Origin of the sequence: Microcoleus sp. bin48.metabat.b7b8b9.023 (assembly GCF_013299185.1) — a bacterium.
In the GTDB taxonomy this organism is placed as follows: Bacteria; Cyanobacteriota; Cyanobacteriia; order Cyanobacteriales; family Microcoleaceae; genus Microcoleus.
Genome location: NZ_JAAFKG010000033.1, coordinates 13,224 through 30,637, shown reverse-complemented (window position 1 = coordinate 30,637; position 17,414 = coordinate 13,224). Strand labels below are relative to the sequence as shown.

The 17,414-nt window shown below is 46.5% G+C and carries 18 protein-coding genes; 8 read left to right on the top strand and 10 right to left on the bottom strand.

Annotation, left to right across the window (positions count from 1 at the left end):
- Positions 1–279 precede the first annotated feature (279 nt).
- From QZW82_RS19010 to QZW82_RS18995, 4 genes are all read right to left on the bottom strand, one after another.
- Complete coding sequence (locus QZW82_RS19010) at positions 280–2,889, bottom strand: polynucleotide kinase-phosphatase (RefSeq protein ID WP_293151118.1); 2,610 nt, start codon at positions 2,887–2,889, stop codon at positions 280–282.
- 384 nt (positions 2,890–3,273) lie between these two features.
- On the bottom strand, positions 3,274–4,674 hold the full coding sequence (locus QZW82_RS19005) for a 3' terminal RNA ribose 2'-O-methyltransferase Hen1 (RefSeq protein ID WP_293151115.1): 1,401 nt from the start codon (positions 4,672–4,674) through the stop codon (positions 3,274–3,276).
- Positions 4,675–5,063: 389 nt separating this feature from the next.
- A complete protein-coding gene (locus QZW82_RS19000; RefSeq protein WP_293151112.1) occupies positions 5,064–5,363 on the bottom strand; it encodes a hypothetical protein in 300 nt (99 codons plus the stop codon).
- Between the two features lie 33 nt (positions 5,364–5,396).
- A complete protein-coding gene (locus QZW82_RS18995; protein WP_293151109.1) occupies positions 5,397–6,869 on the bottom strand; it encodes a GTP-binding protein in 1,473 nt (490 codons plus the stop codon).
- A gap of 724 nt (positions 6,870–7,593) precedes the next feature.
- Here QZW82_RS18995 and QZW82_RS18990 point away from each other — a divergent pair.
- Together QZW82_RS18990 and QZW82_RS18985 are read left to right on the top strand one after the other, a co-directional pair.
- On the top strand, positions 7,594–8,421 hold the full coding sequence (locus tag QZW82_RS18990; protein WP_293151106.1) for a type II CAAX endopeptidase family protein: 828 nt from the start codon (positions 7,594–7,596) through the stop codon (positions 8,419–8,421).
- Positions 8,422–8,507: 86 nt separating this feature from the next.
- Positions 8,508–8,759: a DUF433 domain-containing protein gene (locus tag QZW82_RS18985; protein ID WP_293151104.1), complete on the top strand. Its 252-nt coding sequence runs from the start codon at positions 8,508–8,510 to the stop codon at positions 8,757–8,759.
- A 5-nt stretch (positions 8,760–8,764) separates the two neighbouring features.
- On the opposite strand, the gene QZW82_RS18980 is transcribed toward QZW82_RS18985, so the two are convergent.
- Entirely contained in the window at positions 8,765–10,582 is a 1,818-nt protein-coding gene (locus QZW82_RS18980; protein WP_293151101.1) for a bifunctional serine/threonine-protein kinase/formylglycine-generating enzyme family protein, read from the bottom strand.
- 56 nt (positions 10,583–10,638) lie between these two features.
- Here QZW82_RS18980 and QZW82_RS18975 point away from each other — a divergent pair, with 56 nt between their 5' ends.
- Complete coding sequence (locus QZW82_RS18975) at positions 10,639–10,950, top strand: S-layer protein (protein ID WP_293151098.1); 312 nt, start codon at positions 10,639–10,641, stop codon at positions 10,948–10,950.
- A gap of 260 nt (positions 10,951–11,210) precedes the next feature.
- Here QZW82_RS18975 and QZW82_RS18970 read toward each other — a convergent pair whose 3' ends face one another.
- The 4 genes from QZW82_RS18970 to psbH all read right to left on the bottom strand — a co-directional run bounded on the left by QZW82_RS18970 (position 11,211) and on the right by psbH (position 12,742).
- On the bottom strand, positions 11,211–11,477 hold the full coding sequence (locus QZW82_RS18970; protein WP_265234869.1) for a DUF3146 family protein: 267 nt from the start codon (positions 11,475–11,477) through the stop codon (positions 11,211–11,213).
- Positions 11,474–12,136: an aminoacyl-tRNA hydrolase gene (gene pth, locus QZW82_RS18965; protein ID WP_293151093.1), complete on the bottom strand. Its 663-nt coding sequence runs from the start codon at positions 12,134–12,136 to the stop codon at positions 11,474–11,476. Before pth ends, QZW82_RS18970 begins: the two co-directional genes overlap by 4 nt.
- Positions 12,137–12,388, bottom strand: coding sequence for a TatA/E family twin arginine-targeting protein translocase (locus QZW82_RS18960; RefSeq protein ID WP_293151090.1), 252 nt, complete (start codon positions 12,386–12,388; stop codon positions 12,137–12,139).
- A 150-nt stretch (positions 12,389–12,538) separates the two neighbouring features.
- Complete coding sequence (psbH, locus tag QZW82_RS18955; RefSeq protein ID WP_293127124.1) at positions 12,539–12,742, bottom strand: photosystem II reaction center protein PsbH; 204 nt, start codon at positions 12,740–12,742, stop codon at positions 12,539–12,541.
- A gap of 216 nt (positions 12,743–12,958) precedes the next feature.
- On the opposite strand from psbH, the gene psbN reads away from it, so the two are divergent.
- The 5 genes from psbN (at position 12,959) to QZW82_RS18930 (ending at position 17,016) form a co-directional block, all read left to right on the top strand.
- Positions 12,959–13,090, top strand: a complete 132-nt coding sequence (gene psbN, locus QZW82_RS18950; protein WP_193971847.1) for a photosystem II reaction center protein PsbN — start codon at positions 12,959–12,961, stop codon at positions 13,088–13,090.
- The gene (locus QZW82_RS18945) at positions 13,071–13,301 is read left to right on the top strand and encodes a hypothetical protein (RefSeq protein WP_293151087.1); all 231 of its coding nucleotides are present in this window, start codon (positions 13,071–13,073) and stop codon (positions 13,299–13,301) included. The genes psbN and QZW82_RS18945 overlap by 20 nt, the downstream gene beginning before the upstream one ends.
- 65 nt (positions 13,302–13,366) lie before the next feature.
- The gene (gene aroC / locus QZW82_RS18940) at positions 13,367–14,467 is read left to right on the top strand and encodes a chorismate synthase (protein WP_293151084.1); all 1,101 of its coding nucleotides are present in this window, start codon (positions 13,367–13,369) and stop codon (positions 14,465–14,467) included.
- A 1-nt stretch (position 14,468) separates the two neighbouring features.
- Entirely contained in the window at positions 14,469–15,380 is a 912-nt protein-coding gene (locus QZW82_RS18935) for an MBL fold metallo-hydrolase (protein ID WP_293151081.1), read from the top strand.
- A 421-nt stretch (positions 15,381–15,801) separates the two neighbouring features.
- Positions 15,802–17,016, top strand: a complete 1,215-nt coding sequence (locus QZW82_RS18930) for a transposase (RefSeq protein WP_293151078.1) — start codon at positions 15,802–15,804, stop codon at positions 17,014–17,016.
- A 49-nt stretch (positions 17,017–17,065) separates the two neighbouring features.
- Here QZW82_RS18930 and QZW82_RS18925 read toward each other — a convergent pair whose 3' ends face one another.
- Positions 17,066–17,359 carry a hypothetical protein gene (locus QZW82_RS18925; protein WP_293151075.1) on the bottom strand — a complete coding sequence of 98 codons (294 nt, stop codon included), beginning with the start codon at positions 17,357–17,359 and terminating at the stop codon, positions 17,066–17,068.
- Positions 17,360–17,414: the final 55 nt, after the last annotated feature.

Here is a 17,414-nt window from a genome sequence, read left to right as displayed (position 1 = left end):
AACCAAATTACAGTGTTTGTAGTGCGGACTTCAGTCCGCATATTCAGAGGACTGAAGTCCTCACTACGAACCAAATTACAGTGTTTGTAGTGCGGACTTCAGTCCGCATATTCAGAGGACTGAAGTCCTCACTACAAACCAAATTACAGTGTTTGTAGTGCGGACTTCAGTCCGCATATTCAGAGGACTAAAGTCCTCACTACAAACCAAATTACAGTGTTTGTAGTGCGGACTTCAGTCCGCATATTCAGAGGACTGAAGTCCTCACTACGAACCAAATTACAATCTCGGATCTACAGGTTCGCTCTCCATTGCTAATACTCCGAAAACGCACTCGTGAACTTGCCTCAACGGAGCACCCGCAACAAATCTATCCAACGATTCTACACCCAAAGCAAACTCTCGCAAAGCTAAAGAACGCTTCCCGGAAAGCCCGCGCGATCGCAATTTTTCCAAATGTTCCGGCAAAGAATATTCCAAGCCGTAAATAATTCGCAAATACTCTTTACCGCGACATTTGATCGCAGGCTGTACCAATCCTTTGCTATTATTAACAATAAATTCCATCGGTTTCACCACCATCCCTTCGCCCCCGGCATCAGTCATTTTTTCCCACCATTGAATCCCTGCCAATTGACTGTCAAGATCGGCAATTCTAACTACTTTGTATTCAGTAGCTAACAGCAATTCTAGGTCAAAATTACAGATTTCTGCTATCTGTTCCATGTGCCAGCAGTGATTCTGATCGGTGTGAACGTTTCCCTCGGTTGCCAAGATGTGGAAAGGCGCTAATTTGAGGTCGGAGATGGATTTCACGGGCCAGCAGTAGCGTTGGTAGGCACTGACATAGCGATCGGCTAAATCGGCTCGTTCCCGGTAGCTAGCCAGCAAAGAATCAACTTCAACTCCCCGCTGTTTCGCCTGTTCTAGCTGCTGGATTGCCTCCGCAAACCCGTGACGGGATGCGGTTCCCACGGCAGCATATTGTTCTTGCAATAAACCTTGAGCTTTGGCAGACCAAGGCATTAATTCGCAGTCCAAACACACCCAATCCGTTTTAAACTTATCCCAAAATTTGCTAGCAGAAAGAGCGCGATTTACCCGCGTTAAAAACTCTGTTTCTAAGGTAGAATTATCGAAGAAATGGCGACCAGTACGGGTGTAGCAAATGCCAATGCTGTTGTTAAAAATCCCAAAGCGCCGTTTAGCCGCCGATTCATCGCGACAAACAATGACAACTGCACGGGAACCCATGTGCTTTTCTTCGCAGACAACTGTCGAGACGCCTTGCTGTTGGTAGTAGTTAAAGGCTTCGGCTGGATGTTCTAAAAGCCCGGGTTCTTTGGAGGTAGCAGCGGGAGACATGGTGGGCGGTAAGTAAATCAGCCATTTGGGATTGGCGGCAAATCTGCTCATTACTTCCAGGGCTGCGATCGCATTTTCTTCTCGAATTGCAATGTTACGTTGCAGCCTTGTTGAGATCGTGCGCTTTCCGAGCACGTCGGAAATATCCAGCACGTCATCAAACTGCTGTTGGGCGGTGAGATTTATTGCGGGAAAACTGTTAAGCGGAGTTGCAATGGGTGGAAAGGCGATCGGTTTGGCTGGTTCGCAGTAAATCATCGCAGCAGGAACGCTGACAAATTCTCTTTCAGGATACCGCAAAGCTGTTAGTTTGCCGCCGAAAACGCAGCCTGTGTCAATATCAACAGTATTGTTCAACCATTCTGTTTCGGGAATCGGGGTGTGTCCGTAAACAACTGCTGCTTGACCTCGATATTCGGCGGCCCAATTGTAGCGGACTGGTAAGCCGAATTCATCGATTTCGCCTGTGGTTTCTCCGTACAATGCGAAATCTCGAACGCGGGCGGATGCGCGTCCCTGAAGTTCTGCTTTCATTCCGGCGTGGGCGACGACTAATTTGCCGCCGTCGAGGACGTAATGACCGATTAAACTATCTAGAAATTGGCTAATTTCGCTAACTGCTGATTCGCGCAATTCATCCGGTAAAGCTGCAATTTCTGCTAAGGTTTGTTCGAGTCCGTGGTTGATTTTGACATTTTTGCCGCTGAGTTTTCGCAATAATTTGATGTCGTGATTTCCGGGGACGCACAAAGCGGTTGATGCTGCTACCATGTTGCGGACGAGTTTGAGGGTGTCGAGAATGCGCGGGCCTCGATCGACCAAATCGCCCAAAAACACTGCTTTACGGCCTTCTGGATGGGCGTAGGTGGGATAATCCCAAAAGCCAGATGCGCTGGATGGTTCGACAATTTGATAGCCCAACTGTTGCAGCAATTGTGACAATTCGCCGCAGCATCCGTGAACGTCGCCGATGATGTCAAAGGGGCCTGTGTCGTGTTTGCGGTTGTTCCACAGCGGTTGTCTCTCGATTTGGGCTGCTGCGATGTCTTCTGGGGAACGGAGGATGTGAACGTAGCGGAAGCCTTCGCGATCGAGATTTCGGAGCGATCGTCTTAAATTTTGAACGTGGCGGCGAATTACATGATTCCCAAAATTGCGGTTTGGACGCTGCTGATTGCGATCGGCACACAATTTTTCGGGCAAATCTAGCACAATTGCTACTAAAAAGCAATGATATTTTCGGGCTAATTCTAACAGCGGTTTGCGACTTTCCGGCTGCACATTCGTAGCATCAATCACAGTTAATTTACCCGCCGCCAGACGTTTAGCAGCAATTAAATGCAGCACTTCAAAAGCATCAGCGGTGGCCGCTTGATTGTTTTCGTCGTCGGAAACCAGGCCGCGGCAGTGATCGGATGAAATGATTTCTGTCGGTTGGAAATGCTGGCGCGCAAAGGTGGATTTGCCGGAACCGGATGCACCGATGAGCAGGACTAAAGATAGTTCGGGAATTGTAATTTTCATGGTTTAATAATTGTGATTTATCTCGTTTTTGGTTGCATCAAGATTATTTAACCGCAGAGAGCGCAGAGAACACAGAGAGAGAATAGAGATAAATAATTTCAATTAAGATTCGATTTCTACTGCTTCACTAATACTAATTTACTCTAATAAAGATTTAGGAATGCGAATTATAGCGGATCTAGCGAAAGATTCGCGGACGTTGTTGGGCTTGGGCCCTCTTGGTTTAAGTGGTTATATAACCTGTCAGTTATACCTCATCTTTTTGAGAAAGGCTATACTTGAGAGCGATCGACTTTAATTATCTGGGTTTGGATAGATTTGTTCATAGCTGAAGCCTGCATTTTTCCAAGTTTAACTACATTGTAAGCACAAAAAATGTAGTAGTTATTCTGTCAAAGCGAATACTGCCATTTGTGTAGGCGAACCAACTGCTACATCTTCGGTTCCAATAGATCGCAACTCTACCCGATATCCAAACCGTTGGCCAACTTGATTCGCCCAAGTCTGAAACTGATTTCTAGTCCACTCAAAACGGTGATCGCGGTGGCGAAATTTACCCGCCGGCAAGTTTTCAAACCGAACATTGTACTCAACGTTGGGAGTTGTGACGATCGCAAATTTCGGCCGCACAAACTCAAACAACACCCGTTCAAAAGCAGCCAACCGTTCTAAATCGAGATGTTCGATCACCTCAATCACCGCTGCTGCGTCAAAATCCGTCAAGCGACTGTCTCGATAAATCAGGGAACTTTGGATCAATTGTAAGCGAGATTGCTGTGCGGGAGAAAGGCGATCGACCTGCAATCGTTCCTTGGCGATTTCCAACGCCCGAAAAGACACATCGACTCCAGTAATTTGGGCGATCGCACTTTCGGCTAAAAGCAATCGCAGCAGCTTTCCCTCACCGCAGCCCAAATCTACCACTCGCTGAGCACCGCTGGCTTTTAAAACAGTCATCACAGCTTCTAAACGCTGTTCGTTGAGGCTAATTCGCTGTTCTAAAACTTCCTCTTCTTGCTGGTGAGAAACTTCGAGTTTCTCCGGATCGAGATTATCTTCTTCTGCTAATTGTGCCACAGCAAGGCGAGTCAAACGGCGCTGGCGTTTCAAATAGCGATCGGCAATTTGTTCGCGGGCGGGATGCGAGTTCAACCAACCTTCGCCGTGACGCAATAACTTCTCAATTTCATCATCGCCCACCCAATAATGTTTATCGTCATCTAAGACAGGAATTAGTACATAAAGATGGCTCAACAAATCCGCCAACCGAACTGTATTTTGCAGTTCCACAGCAAAGTAAGGACTCGCACCCCACTCGGGAAATTGTTCGTCAAGAATCAGCGGTTTTGCTGCGACTTGATAGCCCAGCGGCTCAAACATTTGGCGGAGGAACTTCTCGCCCCCGCGACAGGGCAAAACCGACAGCTTAACTGTCAGCGGAATGGCAGTTTCTGCGAGTTCTGGGCGGTCTTTGCAGCGACCGGATAGGGCGGTACCGAAGACCTGGGCGAGGGCGACAGACAGAAAGGATGAGGCTGCGTAGGGGCGATCGTTGACGTATTGTTCCAAAGGGCGATCGCCCGATTTCGACTTACCGCGCACCAAACCAACCGGATCGACATCTAACAGCAAAGCCGCCGTGCACTTGTCTGCATTTGCTTCAGGATAAAAGACGCTGGCTTGTCCGAAAGTCATGGGGAAGCATTGAAGGCGATCGGGATGTTTGTGCAGCAAATAGCCTAAATCCGTAGCAGGGACGCGAGTTGTCGAAATGGTTAATAACATCGATATCTACATTCCAAATAAAGTTTACCCAAAGGTTCGTAGTGAGGACTTCAGTCCTTCTTCCTGAGGACTAAACTACTCACCAATAAAGGTTCGTAGTGAGGACTTCAGTCCTTCTTCCTGAGGACTAAAGTCAAGGTTCGTAGTGAGGACTTCAGTCCTTCTTCCTGAGGACTAAAGTCAAGGTTCGTAGTGAGGACTTCAGTCCTTCTTCCTGAGGACTAAAGTCAAGGTTCGTAGTGAGGACTTCAGTCCTTCTTCCTGAGGACTAAAGTCAAGGTTCGTAGTGAGGACTTCAGTCCTTCTTCCTGAGGACTAAAGTCAAGGTTCGTAGTGAGGACTTCAGTCCTTCTTCCTGAGGACTAAAGTCAAGGTTCGTAGTGAGGACTTCAGTCCTTCTTCCTGAGGACTAAATGGATGCGGACTAAAGTCCTCACTACGAACCAAATTTGGATGCGGACTAAAGTCCTCACTACGAACCAAATTTGGATGCGGACTAAAGTCCTCACTACGAACCAAATTTGGATGCGGACTAAAGTCCTCACTACGAACCAAATTTGGATGCGGACTAAAGTCCTCACTACGAACCAAATTTGGATGCGGACTAAAGTCCTCACTACGAACCAAATTTGGATGCGGACTAAAGTCCTCACTACGAACCAAATTTGGATGCGGACTAAAGTCCTCACTACGAACCAAATTTGATGTTTCTCCCAAAATTATCAATGAGATTGCTGTTTTTCCACACTTCCCAAATTCAACTTAGCACGCAACTCATCTTTAATCCGATTTAAAATAGAATCCTCATCCAAAGAAGCCAAAATCTTGCTGACAACAGCCTTCGGCCCCTCATCACCCCAAGAAGCACCGTTAGCCAAATAAGCCTTAGTAACTTGACCGATTCCATAGCAAGAAACCCCAGCAATTGCAGCTTGAGTCACAGCCACAGAAACATAAGGCCCCAAAGCCAAACCCCCCGTCGCCGGCGTCGCCAAACCCAACAATCCTTTCAAAGAACTCAAACCAAAATTCGCTAACAATTCCCCCGCAGTAATTCCCCCCATACTAATCGCAATCTTTTGCAGCAATTCCACCGCGCCCGCTTCCGTCATCGCAATGCCGTAAACTTTAGAAAGTGTTAATATCATTACCACATCAATTACCGCACCGCTGAGCAGATCGATGACAGTAAGAGGATTCAGGGCGATCGCCACAGCTTTAGTCATTACCCCATTCCAGATAATCCGGTTAGCAGCATCATCTCTAATTTCCATTTTTCGCTGCACCAACTGCTCGTTAATATCCCCCGCACAGAGCATCGTATTCAGCGCCACCAAAGATTTACCTTCTCTGTCTAAAATCTCCAATATTTTTAATTTTAAATCCTCAACTTGCGGTAAACTGCGAGTCATTTTTACTCCCATACTTCCATCGGGACGGCGCACCGCTTGCGCTGTCAAAGGAGAAGCCGCTGCCATCACAATTTCATCGGGAGATAGCAATTCTCTCACGCGATCGTCCCGGATTTTATGATAAATTGCCAGCCTATCTGCATCGGGATACTGGTCAATTTTATTAAACACTAATAACATCGGTTTTCCGGCTTCCCGCAACTGCGAAAGTGCTGCATACTCCACCTTCGTAATATCGCCAGCAACTACAAACAAAATCAAATCTGCTTGTTGCGCGACGCTGCGGGCTAAAAGTTCGCGAGTTTCGCCGTCAACTTCATCAATTCCCGGAGTATCGATTAATTCTACTTGCGACAAACGGTAAATAACTGGCGAAAGTCGTAGCGTAGCGGGGCGTAAGCCATCGGGTAAATCGTCATCAACACCATCTCCCACATCCCACTGGCCAATAGTTGTGGTGCGAGTCACCCCGTGAGTCGGGCCCGTTTCAAACACATTTTGACCCAAAAGCGCGTTCAAAACCGAAGATTTTCCCCTTCCTACCATCCCAAACACAGCGATTTGCACGCAAGCGCGCTCTAGCTTGTCAAGCATGGTTTCCAAGCCACCAATTTCCGGCTCCAGTCCAGTTCGCTCTTGTGCTGTCAAATCGAGATTTTCTACTATATCTCGCAGAGCATCTTTGGCGCGGCGCAGGTTGAGTTCTGCTTGAATGTCTGCGAAGCTTAATATTGTGTCGTCTAATTCGCGATCGACATTTGAAAAATCCGATACTTCAGTCATAAAAAATATTCGGTAAGTGGGAAACGAGCGAGTCTTTAGACCTGAGAGGAAAGCTCCAAGAGCGGTTTCAACCGCCTTGAATCCCCTTTCGGGGTTAGAGGGGTATGGTTGCCCCTCTGTGGAGATATGGTTGTCTCCGAATCCCTTTCGGGTAATGTTCGCTTTGCCAATGTTATAAGGGCTTGTTAGGCTAGCAGCACTGTTTCAGTGACTTTAAAACTGTTTAACCACTAGCGACAGAGCGGAAAACTAGCGTCGCATTCTCCGGTGTCGTGACCCAAATAACGTAGTCAGTTAAGACTTAGGCTGGTCAGTATAGCTTGCAATTTCTTACAAGCTCAGTCTCTTTAGATCTGAGTTACTGACTGTTACCTGATGTTATAGCTTTGCTTAAAGTTTCTACCGATATGATGCTATTCTAGCTTTTTCTGTGGGCTTTGTACATTGGGGACGGGATAATGCTCGCGACTGTCAAATTAAATCTGACGAGCTTTGTATCTCTCGTTTATAGCCGAGTCTCGATCCCCCTAAATCCCCCTTAAGAAGGGGGACTTTGAATGTTTCCGGTTCCCCCCGATCTAAGGGGGAGTAGGGGGCAAGAATGCGGGGGGATCGGGCCTCGGCGGCAAACAGAATTCTCTGAATAAGTTTGACCTTAACTTGACACCAATGAGCAATGCTGTGTCGCTACAAATGTCAGGTAAAATCCATTTAATTTACAACAATGATTAACCCGATAAAAATTGCCAGTTATCCATTTCCCTTACGTGTAATAATTTTCCTATTAATCTTGGCAGCAGTCTGGCTACCGCTAGCCGCACCAATTTATCTCTTAGTTAAAGATAGCAACCTAGCAACCATTCTGACAATGGGATTGTTGTTTACCGAGTTTTTGTTTCTACTTCCGCGCTGGGGAAAACAGGTTTACGGACAAACGCAATTGCTCAAAAGTTACGGTTTAGTGAATACGCGACAAAATGGTTTTGAGCTTTTGACTGGATTGGCGATCGGCATTTCGATTACTTTCACCCTATTTTTGGTGCAAGGACTGTTTGGCTTTGTCGCATGGCAAAATTCTCATAATTTGCCGAGAATCATCGCAGAAGGGCTATTAAGCGCCCTGGGAGTGGGTTTTGCGGAGGAGTTGGTATTCCGGGGTTGGTTGTTCGACGAGTTGCAGCGGGATTACAGTTATCCGATGTCTGTGCGGGCGAACAGTCTGGTGTTTGCCCTATCTCATTTTATCAAATCCGTGGAGGGAATGCTGCGGACTTGGCCTCAGTTTCCGGGGCTGTTGTTGCTGGGTTTGATACTGGTTTTGGCAAAGCGAAGCCGTCAAAATCGATTGGGTTTGTCGATCGGGCTTCATGCAGGTTTAGTCTGGGGATACTATATAATTAACGTCGGAGAGTTAGTGCGATATTCTGGTTCTGTCCCGGATTGGGTGACTGGAATTAACGGCAATCCGTTGGCTGGTGCGATCGGGCTATTGTTTTTGAGCGTGTTGGCTGTGGGAATGCGACAGATGTCGGAACAGTCCAAAGGTGTGTAATATATCGATCGGGTGCGTCGCTATCAGATTGTTGGGATTAAGTTAGGAATTTTTTATGGCGACACACCCTACAACTACTTAGGCTTATGTCTCAGAATTTTCAGATAATTAGCATCTCTGGTGAAATCATGGGCGGAACACCTGTTTTTATTGGCACTAGGGTTCCTGTCCAAACACTTTTTGACTATTTAGAAGCTGGAGAATCAATTGATGATTTTTTAGATGGATTTCCCACTGTAACTAGGGAGCAAGTAATTGCTCTGTTGGAAGTTCTTAGAAAACAATTGATTGCGATGGTGGCGGGAAAAAAGCAAAAAAGCAAAAGAGTAAAGGGCTAAGAATTTCAAGTTGCAGCACACGCAACCCGAAAACCGTCGAAATTGCCGTGGAAATCTGGCGTATAGACGCCGCGAAAAGCAGAACGGCACTCGCCCGAAATGCCACTCCAAAAACCCCCGCGCAACAGCCGCTTTTTACCCTGTCCACCACTTTCCCAAGCACTACCATCAGTCGGCGCACCATCATAATTATCGTGCCAAATATCTTGACACCATTCCCAGACATTCCCGTGCATATCGTACAGTCCAAAACTATTAGGTGGAAAACTACCCACAGCAGTTGTTTTTTGACGGTAGATTCCTTTGGGTGCGCGAGCGTAAGGAGAATTCCCATTATAATTAACTAAATCCGGGGTAATAGTATCTCCAAAATAAAAAGGTGTCGTCGTTCCCGCACGACAAGCATATTCCCATTGGGCCTCACTAGGCAATTTGTAATTGCGTCCAGTAAGTTGAGATAACCTCGCACAAAACTCTGTAGCATCATGCCAGGATACTTGCTCGACAGGCAAATTAGCGCCTTTAAAATAAGAAGGATAAACCTTGAGGTCAATTTTGACTTTCGGTAAATTTGCCACAGCACGCCATTGAAGCTGAGTCACCTGATATCTGCCCATAAAAAAAGGGGCGATATTAACAGTACGCTGCGGCTCTTCATCGTTACTTCTTCCTGCTTCCAAATTTGGGGAACCCATGACAAAACTACCCTCAGGAATTGCCACCATTTCTAAAATAATAGCAGGGGCAAGCGTTTCGGAAAATACCTGTACTTGACATTGAGTGCGCTTGACAATTCGCCCCCTTGAATTCACTGTCACAGTTTCAAATTCAACTGTTTTTAGGGGAGTTGATGATACTTTTTTCGGTATTTTTTCTGGTGGCGCTGCCAATTCTGCCCCCACACAATCCGCACGCGAAGCTTTTAAAAGATCTATTCTTGTCGGATTAGTTGAAATTAAAGTAGCAGCATCAGGTGGGAATAAAGCTGGTAACGGTGCAGGCTGCGACAAAGATAAAATTGCTTGTAATGCTTCCCCTGCATTTTGATAGCGCTGACTGAAATGGTCGCGCACCATTTTATCTAAAATATTAGCTAAATAATTGCTAACACTAGCTCGCTCGCGCCAAATAATCTCTCCTGTATTCAGATCTTCTGGTAATTTAAAAGGAGGTTGGCCGGTCAATGCTTGAATCCCAATCATCCCTACTGCATGAATATCACTGGCAAGTTTAGGTCTGCGGTTCGCTTGTTCGCTTGGCATATAACCAGAAGAACCAATTGCAATAGTTGAGCTACTTTGCCCATCAACATTAACAACTATTGTGCTAACTTGCTTAACAGCACCAAAGTCAATCAGGACAATTTTACCATCGTGGCGGCGCATTATATTAGCAGGTTTAATATCGCGATGAATTACATTTTGCTGGTGAACGACAGCTAAAATTTCTAAAATATCGCACAATAATGTAATAGTATAAGATTCGCTGAATTTTTTACCCGGAGTCAGTTCTTTCGTCAGGTCTTGTCCTGCGATAAAATCTTGCACCAAATAAAATTCTCCATGTTCCTCAAAGTGGGCCCAAAGCCTCGGGATTTGGTCGTGCAGCTTACCCAGCTTGTACAGGGTTTCGGCTTCACTGTCGAACAAGCGTTTGGCAATTGGTAGAATGTCGGGATTGGAGTCTTTTGGTTTAAAATGTTTGACAACGCACTGAGGATGTCCGGGCAAGTCTAAATCTTTGGCTAGGTAAGTGTCGCCAAAAGCGCCTTGTCCCAAGAATTTGATAATTTGATAATGATTGCGGAGGGTACGACCTAGCATAGTTTTCAGGAAATGCAGTGGAAGTTAGGATATATTGTCGCACAAAAAGTAATGAGATGCTTAAACTCAGAATCGTTTCCACAATTATACTGCTAGTTAGTGCCAGTTGTTCATTTCCCGCACAGGCGCAAAATCCTGCACAAACAAAGCAAAATAATTCTTTAGTTCAAGTCCAGCCAACCCGCGAACAAATCCTCAATGCTTGCGTACAGAATCGCGCGGAAACTCTGCCAAATCCTTTTACCGATGTGCCGCGCAATCACTGGGCTTACAAAGCAGTTTTGACGATGTATTATTGCGGTGCTTACCGAGAAGCAACTGCGCCTGCTTTAATTCAAGAATTGCTGGAATCAACACAAACAAATTGACTATTCCGCATTTCATCAGGGGCCCGAAACCTGGTTTTTTAGGCACAGTCCAGGACGCAATTCTCATATTAAATCAAGGTATGTTGTTGCGCTTCAGCGCTCTTTCATAATATAAAGAGCGCTGAAGCGCAACAACATACCTAAAATATTAGAAAAAGCAGGTTTCTGACTCAATGCGTTTCAAGGCCAAAGAAACCGAGTTTTTGATAGTTTTAGGGTGTTGCACTGCTGTCTTTCGTAAAAAACCCGGTTTCTGACTATTAAAACTGAGCCCGAACCGTAAACGAATAATCGCCCCCTGGTTCAAGCTGATAATCCCATTTTTCTAGAAAACGGTGCAGCGGTTCCTGAATCAATGCCCTACCCTGAGAGGGTTCAAGAATTAGTGTTTTTTCTTCCCGAAAACGCCATTGAAAGTGCCACTCAAAACTGCCGGCAGTCACTTCACCTTCAATCGTGCCTTTTAGCCAAGATTGACCCGTAACTCGGACATGGGCTGTAGTTTCAGGCAAACGTCTCGAACTCACCTTTTTGTTTCCACGTTTGTTTCTATAATGGTACGATTGTTGTAGAGGCTCATGCTTTTTTCTACTCCTTGCTGTAGACTTAGCTCGATCGCCTCTACAACCAATTTCAGCATCTTCTCTACTAACTGACTTTCCTCTGAGGAAAATTTTCCTAAGACGAAGGAAATCGTATCTTTATCATTTTTAGCAGGATCGCTTTGAGGTTTGCCAATCCCAATCCGCAACCGGGGAAATTTGTCTGTCCCCAAATGAGAAATTGTGGATTTCATACCGTTGTGCCCGCCCGCTGAACCGGCTAGCCGCATTCTCATTTTCCCGATCGGCAAATCCATATCGTCGTACACTACTAACACCGCAGGCGCAGGTATTTTGTACCAATCCGCAGCCGCCCGAATCGATTGGCCCGACAGATTCATGTACGTCAGGGGTTTCAGCAACCGAATTTTCTGTCCCCGCGGCCGATTTCCCTCGCCGAAGATGCCTTGAAATTTGCGATTTTCCGACAGCGAAATCTGCCAAGCTTGAGCCAAAGCATCCACTGCATTAAAGCCGATATTGTGTCGCGTGCGATCGTACTTTGGTTCTGGATTCCCCAAACCTACAATTAGCTGGGGAATCACCAACTCCGCTGGAGTTTCCGACTTCTGAGTGTTGTTCATTTAAGTATCTGCGGTATCTTCCTTAGCAGCCGCGAGTTTTTCTGGTGCCGGCTTTTTGGTTGCTACTGCTTCTTCCAACTGCTTGGCTTCCCGCGTAAACTCCGACTCAAAATCCCGCGAAGCATCCTGAAAACCCCGCAGCGCTTTGCCGAAACTCCGACCAATTTCTGGTAACTTTTTCGGGCCGAATACCAACAGGGCGATAGTGAAAATTACTGCCATTTCCGGCAAGCCAATGCCAAAAATATTCATTTTGTTTCTCCTGCAATTTGTTTAATTAGTTAGAATTTAATTCCGACGCACTAACGGGAAAGGGCAAGGGGAAATGGGAAAACTTAGCTTTTACCCTTTCTCCTCTACCCTCAGCTTTTACTGTTAGTCTTAAATTTCGCTGCTCAAAGTTTAGCGGCCGAGACTCGACCAATCAACGTCCACATTCTCTAGAATCAGAGAAGAGTTGTAGATTTGCAAAATAATCAACAAGAACACGAAAAACAGTCCAATGAAAACGCTCATCAATAGGGTGGTTCCCCAACCGGGGGCTACCTTGCCGTATTCTGAGTTAAGGGGTTTGAGTCTGTCTCCCAACCAAGTCCGTTGTGCCATAAGTCACCTGCAATGAATCTCTACAGAAAAGTTTGACATATTTCCACCGCTAATTGCGATCGCAATTTCTCAGATCCCCCACTCGGACACTCTCCCCCTCTCCCTGTCCCACTCAGAGGCTGCCATACCGTACCGCGCCTCAAATTACTAGACTTTTAGACGAATTGTTATTTTTTGTAATATTATAGAGGGGATAACTCATAATCGCTCCTCAATATGGAACCAGCAGCAGTTCTCGGCATTTCTCTCGGTATGTGTCTGGTGGCAATCACCGGTTTCTCGATCTACACGGCTTTCGGCCCTCCTGCTAAGGAATTGAGAGATCCTTTTGAAGAACACGAAGATTAAAGATGAAGGAAGTTCGGCAACGAGCAATGTACCGGATGTAACGGATGTAACGGATGTAACTGCGGTTAGTGCAAGGGAAGAAGGGAGATTTTCCTCTTCTTCCAATTCTCCCCCTCTCCCAATTCTCCCCCTCCCCACAGCGATCGAACTTCTGTGTTGCCCGAACCACCGTCTCCTGCTGCTCAATGCTATATTCTTTAAAATACTCTAAATCTATATTTGAGAAATCTATCTTCCAGTTAAAGTAAAAATTATCAAGTTTCAGGGAAAAGCAGCATGGGCAATAGCTTTGGGCATCTATTTCGGATATCGACATTTGGGGAATCTCACGGCGGCGGTGTGGGAGTGGTAATTGACGGTTGCCCGCCTCTGGTGTCGATCGACCCATCGGAAATTCAAGCGGAACTCGATCGACGCCGCCCCGGCCAAAGCAAAATTACCACGCCCCGCAAAGAAGCAGATACCTGCGAAATTCTGTCGGGTGTGTTTGAAGGCAAAACTCTGGGAACGCCGATCGCCATTTTAGTCCGCAATCAAGACACTCGCCCCCAAGATTACGGCGAAATGGCCACAACTTACCGTCCTTCCCACGCTGATGCTACCTACGATGCTAAGTACGGAATTCGCAACTGGCAAGGCGGAGGTCGATCGTCGGCGAGAGAAACAATTGGTAGAGTAGCAGCAGGGGCGATTGCCAAAAAAATTCTCCAACAAGCAGCAGGCGTAGAAATAGTCGGCTACGTCAAACGCATCAAAGACTTAGAATGCGTCGCCGACCCGGACACTGTTACCTTAGAACAAGTAGAAAGCAACATCGTTCGCTGTCCCGATGCCGAATGCGCCATCAAAATGATTGAACTGATCGAAAAAGTTCGCGACAGTGGAGATTCGATCGGCGGCGTAGTCGAATGCGTCGCCCGCAACGTACCCAAAGGCCTGGGAATGCCAGTATTCGACAAACTCGAAGCCGATTTGGCCAAAGCGATTATGTCATTACCCGCCAGCAAAGGCTTTGAAATTGGTTCGGGCTTTGCGGGGACTCTGCTTTTGGGCAGCGAACATAATGATGAATACTATACTGATGAACAAGGAGAAATTCGTACAGTCACGAATCGCTCCGGTGGAATTCAGGGTGGCATTGCTAACGGTGAAAATATCATTCTGCGCGCGGCTTTCAAGCCAACTGCAACAATTCGCCAGCAACAGCGCACAGTCACCCGAGAGGGGGAAGCAACGCTGCTGGCGGCAAAAGGAAGGCACGACCCTTGCGTTTTACCAAGAGCTGTGCCAATGGTCGAAGCAATGGTAGCTTTAGTGTTGTGCGACCATCTGCTGCGCCATCACGGACAATGTGGAACCTTAAAGTCTGAATTTTAAAATGGAAATCAGCTTGTCCTCTGTAGTGGCAAATCCCGTTGATTGCCCTCAACCCTCCGAAGCAATAAAAGGTATAGATGATTTTGTAGTACAGTTCTGGGGCGTGCGGGGCAGTGTTCCGACACCCGGATCGGAAACTGTTCGCTACGGTGGCAATACTTCTTGTTTGGAAATGCGAGTCGGTGGAAAACGCTTGATTTTTGACGGCGGAACTGGCTTGCGGATGCTGGGAGACCAGTTGCTGCAAGAAATGCCCGTGCAAGCTTATATGTTTTTTACTCACTATCACTGGGATCACATTCAAGGGTTCCCGATGTTCGCCCCAGCTTTCATTCGCGGCAATAGCTTTGATATTTATGGGGCAATTCCCCCCGATGGAGATTGCCTGAAACGGCACTTCGTCGAACGGGTTTTGCACTCCAATTCGCCGGTACCGCTGATGGGTTTGCCGGCAGATCTGACTTTTCACGAGATCGATCACAACCAGACGATGATGCTGGACGATATTGAGATTAGAACTGGTTCTCTGAATCACCCGAATACTGCTATGGGATATCGGGTGACTTGGCAGGGACGTTCTGTTGTTTACTGTTCGGATACAGAACATTTTCCCGATCGGCTAGATGAAAATGTGTACAATTTAGCCCTCGATGCTGACGTGCTGATCTACGATGCGATGTACACCGACGAGGAATATCACAACCCCAAGTCTCCGAAGGTGGGTTGGGGACACTCGACTTGGCAGGAAGCGGTGAGAATGGCTAAGGAGGCACGGGTGAAACGGGTGGTGATTTTTCACCACGATCCGGCTCATACTGACGATTTTCTCGATCGCATCGCCGAAGACGTGCAAATCGCTTTTCCCAAGGCTGTTATGGCCCGCGAGGGTCTTATTTTGCCGATCGGCTTCTGAAATTTCGTCGGTACGGTCGATCGTACCTTTGTCAAATCATCGTGATGATGATGATGATGTGGAGTAGGTCTCGCGGCCTGCTCCACAACTTTTTTATGTGTAGCAAACAGTCTTGGTACGTGGTATAATTCTGACTTGGTAACTTTTTAGGAAGAATATTTAAGGTTTTTTTCATTGTTTGACCAGCTCTGATTTGAGAGGATTAGACAAAATTGGCAGTTTGTTATTCAAAGCGGGAGTTTAGCTGTTCGAGTCTGTAAACCAGATTACTGGGCTTTCTGTAACTGTGATGGGTAGAAATATGCTTACCAATGGGTTGGGTGCAAGCCTCGCCCTTATAGGGCGACTTTAGTTAAGCATCGTGAATAATCAAACGGGTGTTTACTCACGATATTATAATTAGGTTAGGAGGACAGAGTAAATGCTTAACTTAACCTACGAGTTCAAATTGAAACCAACGACAGCGCAGATAGCTATCTTTGAAGATTGGCTAGAGCAGTGTCGTCGCGTCTATAACTACGCGCTCGCAGAACGCAAGCATTGGTTTCAATCTCGCAGTTGTCAGATTAACGCTTGCTCTATCCGTTCTGAATTTATCATCCCTGCGGAAACAAAGCGTCCGACTTACGCCAGTCAGTGCAAAAGCTTAACCGCAGCCAGAGCGAACATACCTGCTTTGGGTTCGGTTCAAGTACACGTTCTACAGCAGACCTTAAGAAGGTTGGAAAAAGCATTCGTGAGTATGTGGGAACAGAAGCACGGGTTTCCCCGCTTCAAAAAAGCAGGTGCGATGCGGTCTTTTGTGTTTCCAGAGATGGGTGTGAATCCAGTTCAAGGCGTCCAAGTTAAACTGCCCAAGATTGGTTGGGTTAAACTCCATCAATCGCGTCCCATCCCTGACGGAGCGACGATCAAGCAAGCCAGAATTGTTCGCAGAGCTAGCGGTTGGTACGTAATGCTAACGCTGCAATGGGATGTTTCGGTTTCCGCAGTTATGCCACACGGTGAAGCGCTAGGGATTGATGTTGGACTGACTAATTTCATAGCTACTTCCAACGGTCTTTTAGTTAAGCGCCACAAGTTTTTCGTAGACGCCGAATGCAAGCTTAAATTGCTGCAAAAGCGTGTCAGCCGAAAAAAGTTAGGTTCAAATAATTGGAAGAAAGGTCAGAAGAAAGTTGCCAAGCTGCACGAGTATATTGCTAACTGTCGTAAAGACTGGCATTGGAAGTTGGCACACCAGCTCTGCGAAGACGCGGGAATGATATTCGTTGAAGATTTAAATTTAGTTGGTTTGTCTAGAGCAATGTTAGGTAAGCATTGTCTAGACGCGAGTTGGGGTCAGTTTTTTACGATTTTGCAACAAGTCTGTTTTAAGCACGGTGTCTACTTTCAAAAAGTAAGCGCTCACAAGACAAGCCAGATTTGTTCTAGTTGTGGTGTCGAAACAGGCAAGAAAGAATTGTCGGAACGCACTCATTCTTGTTCTAGTTGTGGGTACACGACTGATCGAGATGTCGCAGCAGCACAAGTAGTTCTAATTAGAGGACTTGCAGCCGTAGGGCATACGGTCAAGATGCTTTCTGAGGGTAAACTCGTTGGAGTCCCAGTGAAGAAAGAATCCTCGTGCCTTTAGGCCGAGGAGTGTCAAAGAACTAACGTCGCCCCTAAACCAAAGTAAAAATTTATTGCGACTTGCTCTTATCTGCGATCGAGTAACGACGCATCTGCGCGATCGCTTCCGCAAAACGCACAGCAAGAAGTAAAATAACTGGAGGATTGCCACAGGCGAAAAGGTCAAGGTTTTGAGTGCCAACAAACACGGCAAAGCTCGTGAGAGCAGACTCTCGCGATGAGCTGCTGGTGGCAGCAAACTTCCCAAATCCCGATCGCCCAGTAATTTTCTGAGAATTCCTAAAGATAAGACTGAGGTTAGATTTACGAAAAAACACACCATTGCGATGCTTTTTTCCGAACATGAATATTGGCAACTCTGAAAAGCCAATTTGAGAGCTTTTCGGTACAATCTGAGGA

Coding starts and splice junctions, on each gene's coding strand:
- aroC (WP_293151084.1), top strand. CDS start 13,367: ATGGGCAATAGCTTTGGGCATCTATTTCGGATATCGACATTTGGGGAA.
- QZW82_RS18925 (WP_293151075.1), bottom strand. CDS start 17,359: ATGTTCGGAAAAAAGCATCGCAATGGTGTGTTTTTTCGTAAATCTAAC.
- psbN (WP_193971847.1), top strand. CDS start 12,959: ATGGAACCAGCAGCAGTTCTCGGCATTTCTCTCGGTATGTGTCTGGTG.
- pth (WP_293151093.1), bottom strand. CDS start 12,136: ATGAACAACACTCAGAAGTCGGAAACTCCAGCGGAGTTGGTGATTCCC.
- QZW82_RS19010 (WP_293151118.1), bottom strand. CDS start 2,889: ATGAAAATTACAATTCCCGAACTATCTTTAGTCCTGCTCATCGGTGCA.
- QZW82_RS18975 (WP_293151098.1), top strand. CDS start 10,639: ATGCTTAAACTCAGAATCGTTTCCACAATTATACTGCTAGTTAGTGCC.
- QZW82_RS18935 (WP_293151081.1), top strand. CDS start 14,469: ATGGAAATCAGCTTGTCCTCTGTAGTGGCAAATCCCGTTGATTGCCCT.
- QZW82_RS18995 (WP_293151109.1), bottom strand. CDS start 6,869: ATGACTGAAGTATCGGATTTTTCAAATGTCGATCGCGAATTAGACGAC.
- QZW82_RS18990 (WP_293151106.1), top strand. CDS start 7,594: ATGATTAACCCGATAAAAATTGCCAGTTATCCATTTCCCTTACGTGTA.
- QZW82_RS19005 (WP_293151115.1), bottom strand. CDS start 4,674: ATGTTATTAACCATTTCGACAACTCGCGTCCCTGCTACGGATTTAGGC.
- QZW82_RS18960 (WP_293151090.1), bottom strand. CDS start 12,388: ATGAATATTTTTGGCATTGGCTTGCCGGAAATGGCAGTAATTTTCACT.
- QZW82_RS18930 (WP_293151078.1), top strand. CDS start 15,802: ATGCTTAACTTAACCTACGAGTTCAAATTGAAACCAACGACAGCGCAG.
- QZW82_RS18985 (WP_293151104.1), top strand. CDS start 8,508: ATGTCTCAGAATTTTCAGATAATTAGCATCTCTGGTGAAATCATGGGC.
- QZW82_RS18980 (WP_293151101.1), bottom strand. CDS start 10,582: ATGCTAGGTCGTACCCTCCGCAATCATTATCAAATTATCAAATTCTTG.
- psbH (WP_293127124.1), bottom strand. CDS start 12,742: ATGGCACAACGGACTTGGTTGGGAGACAGACTCAAACCCCTTAACTCA.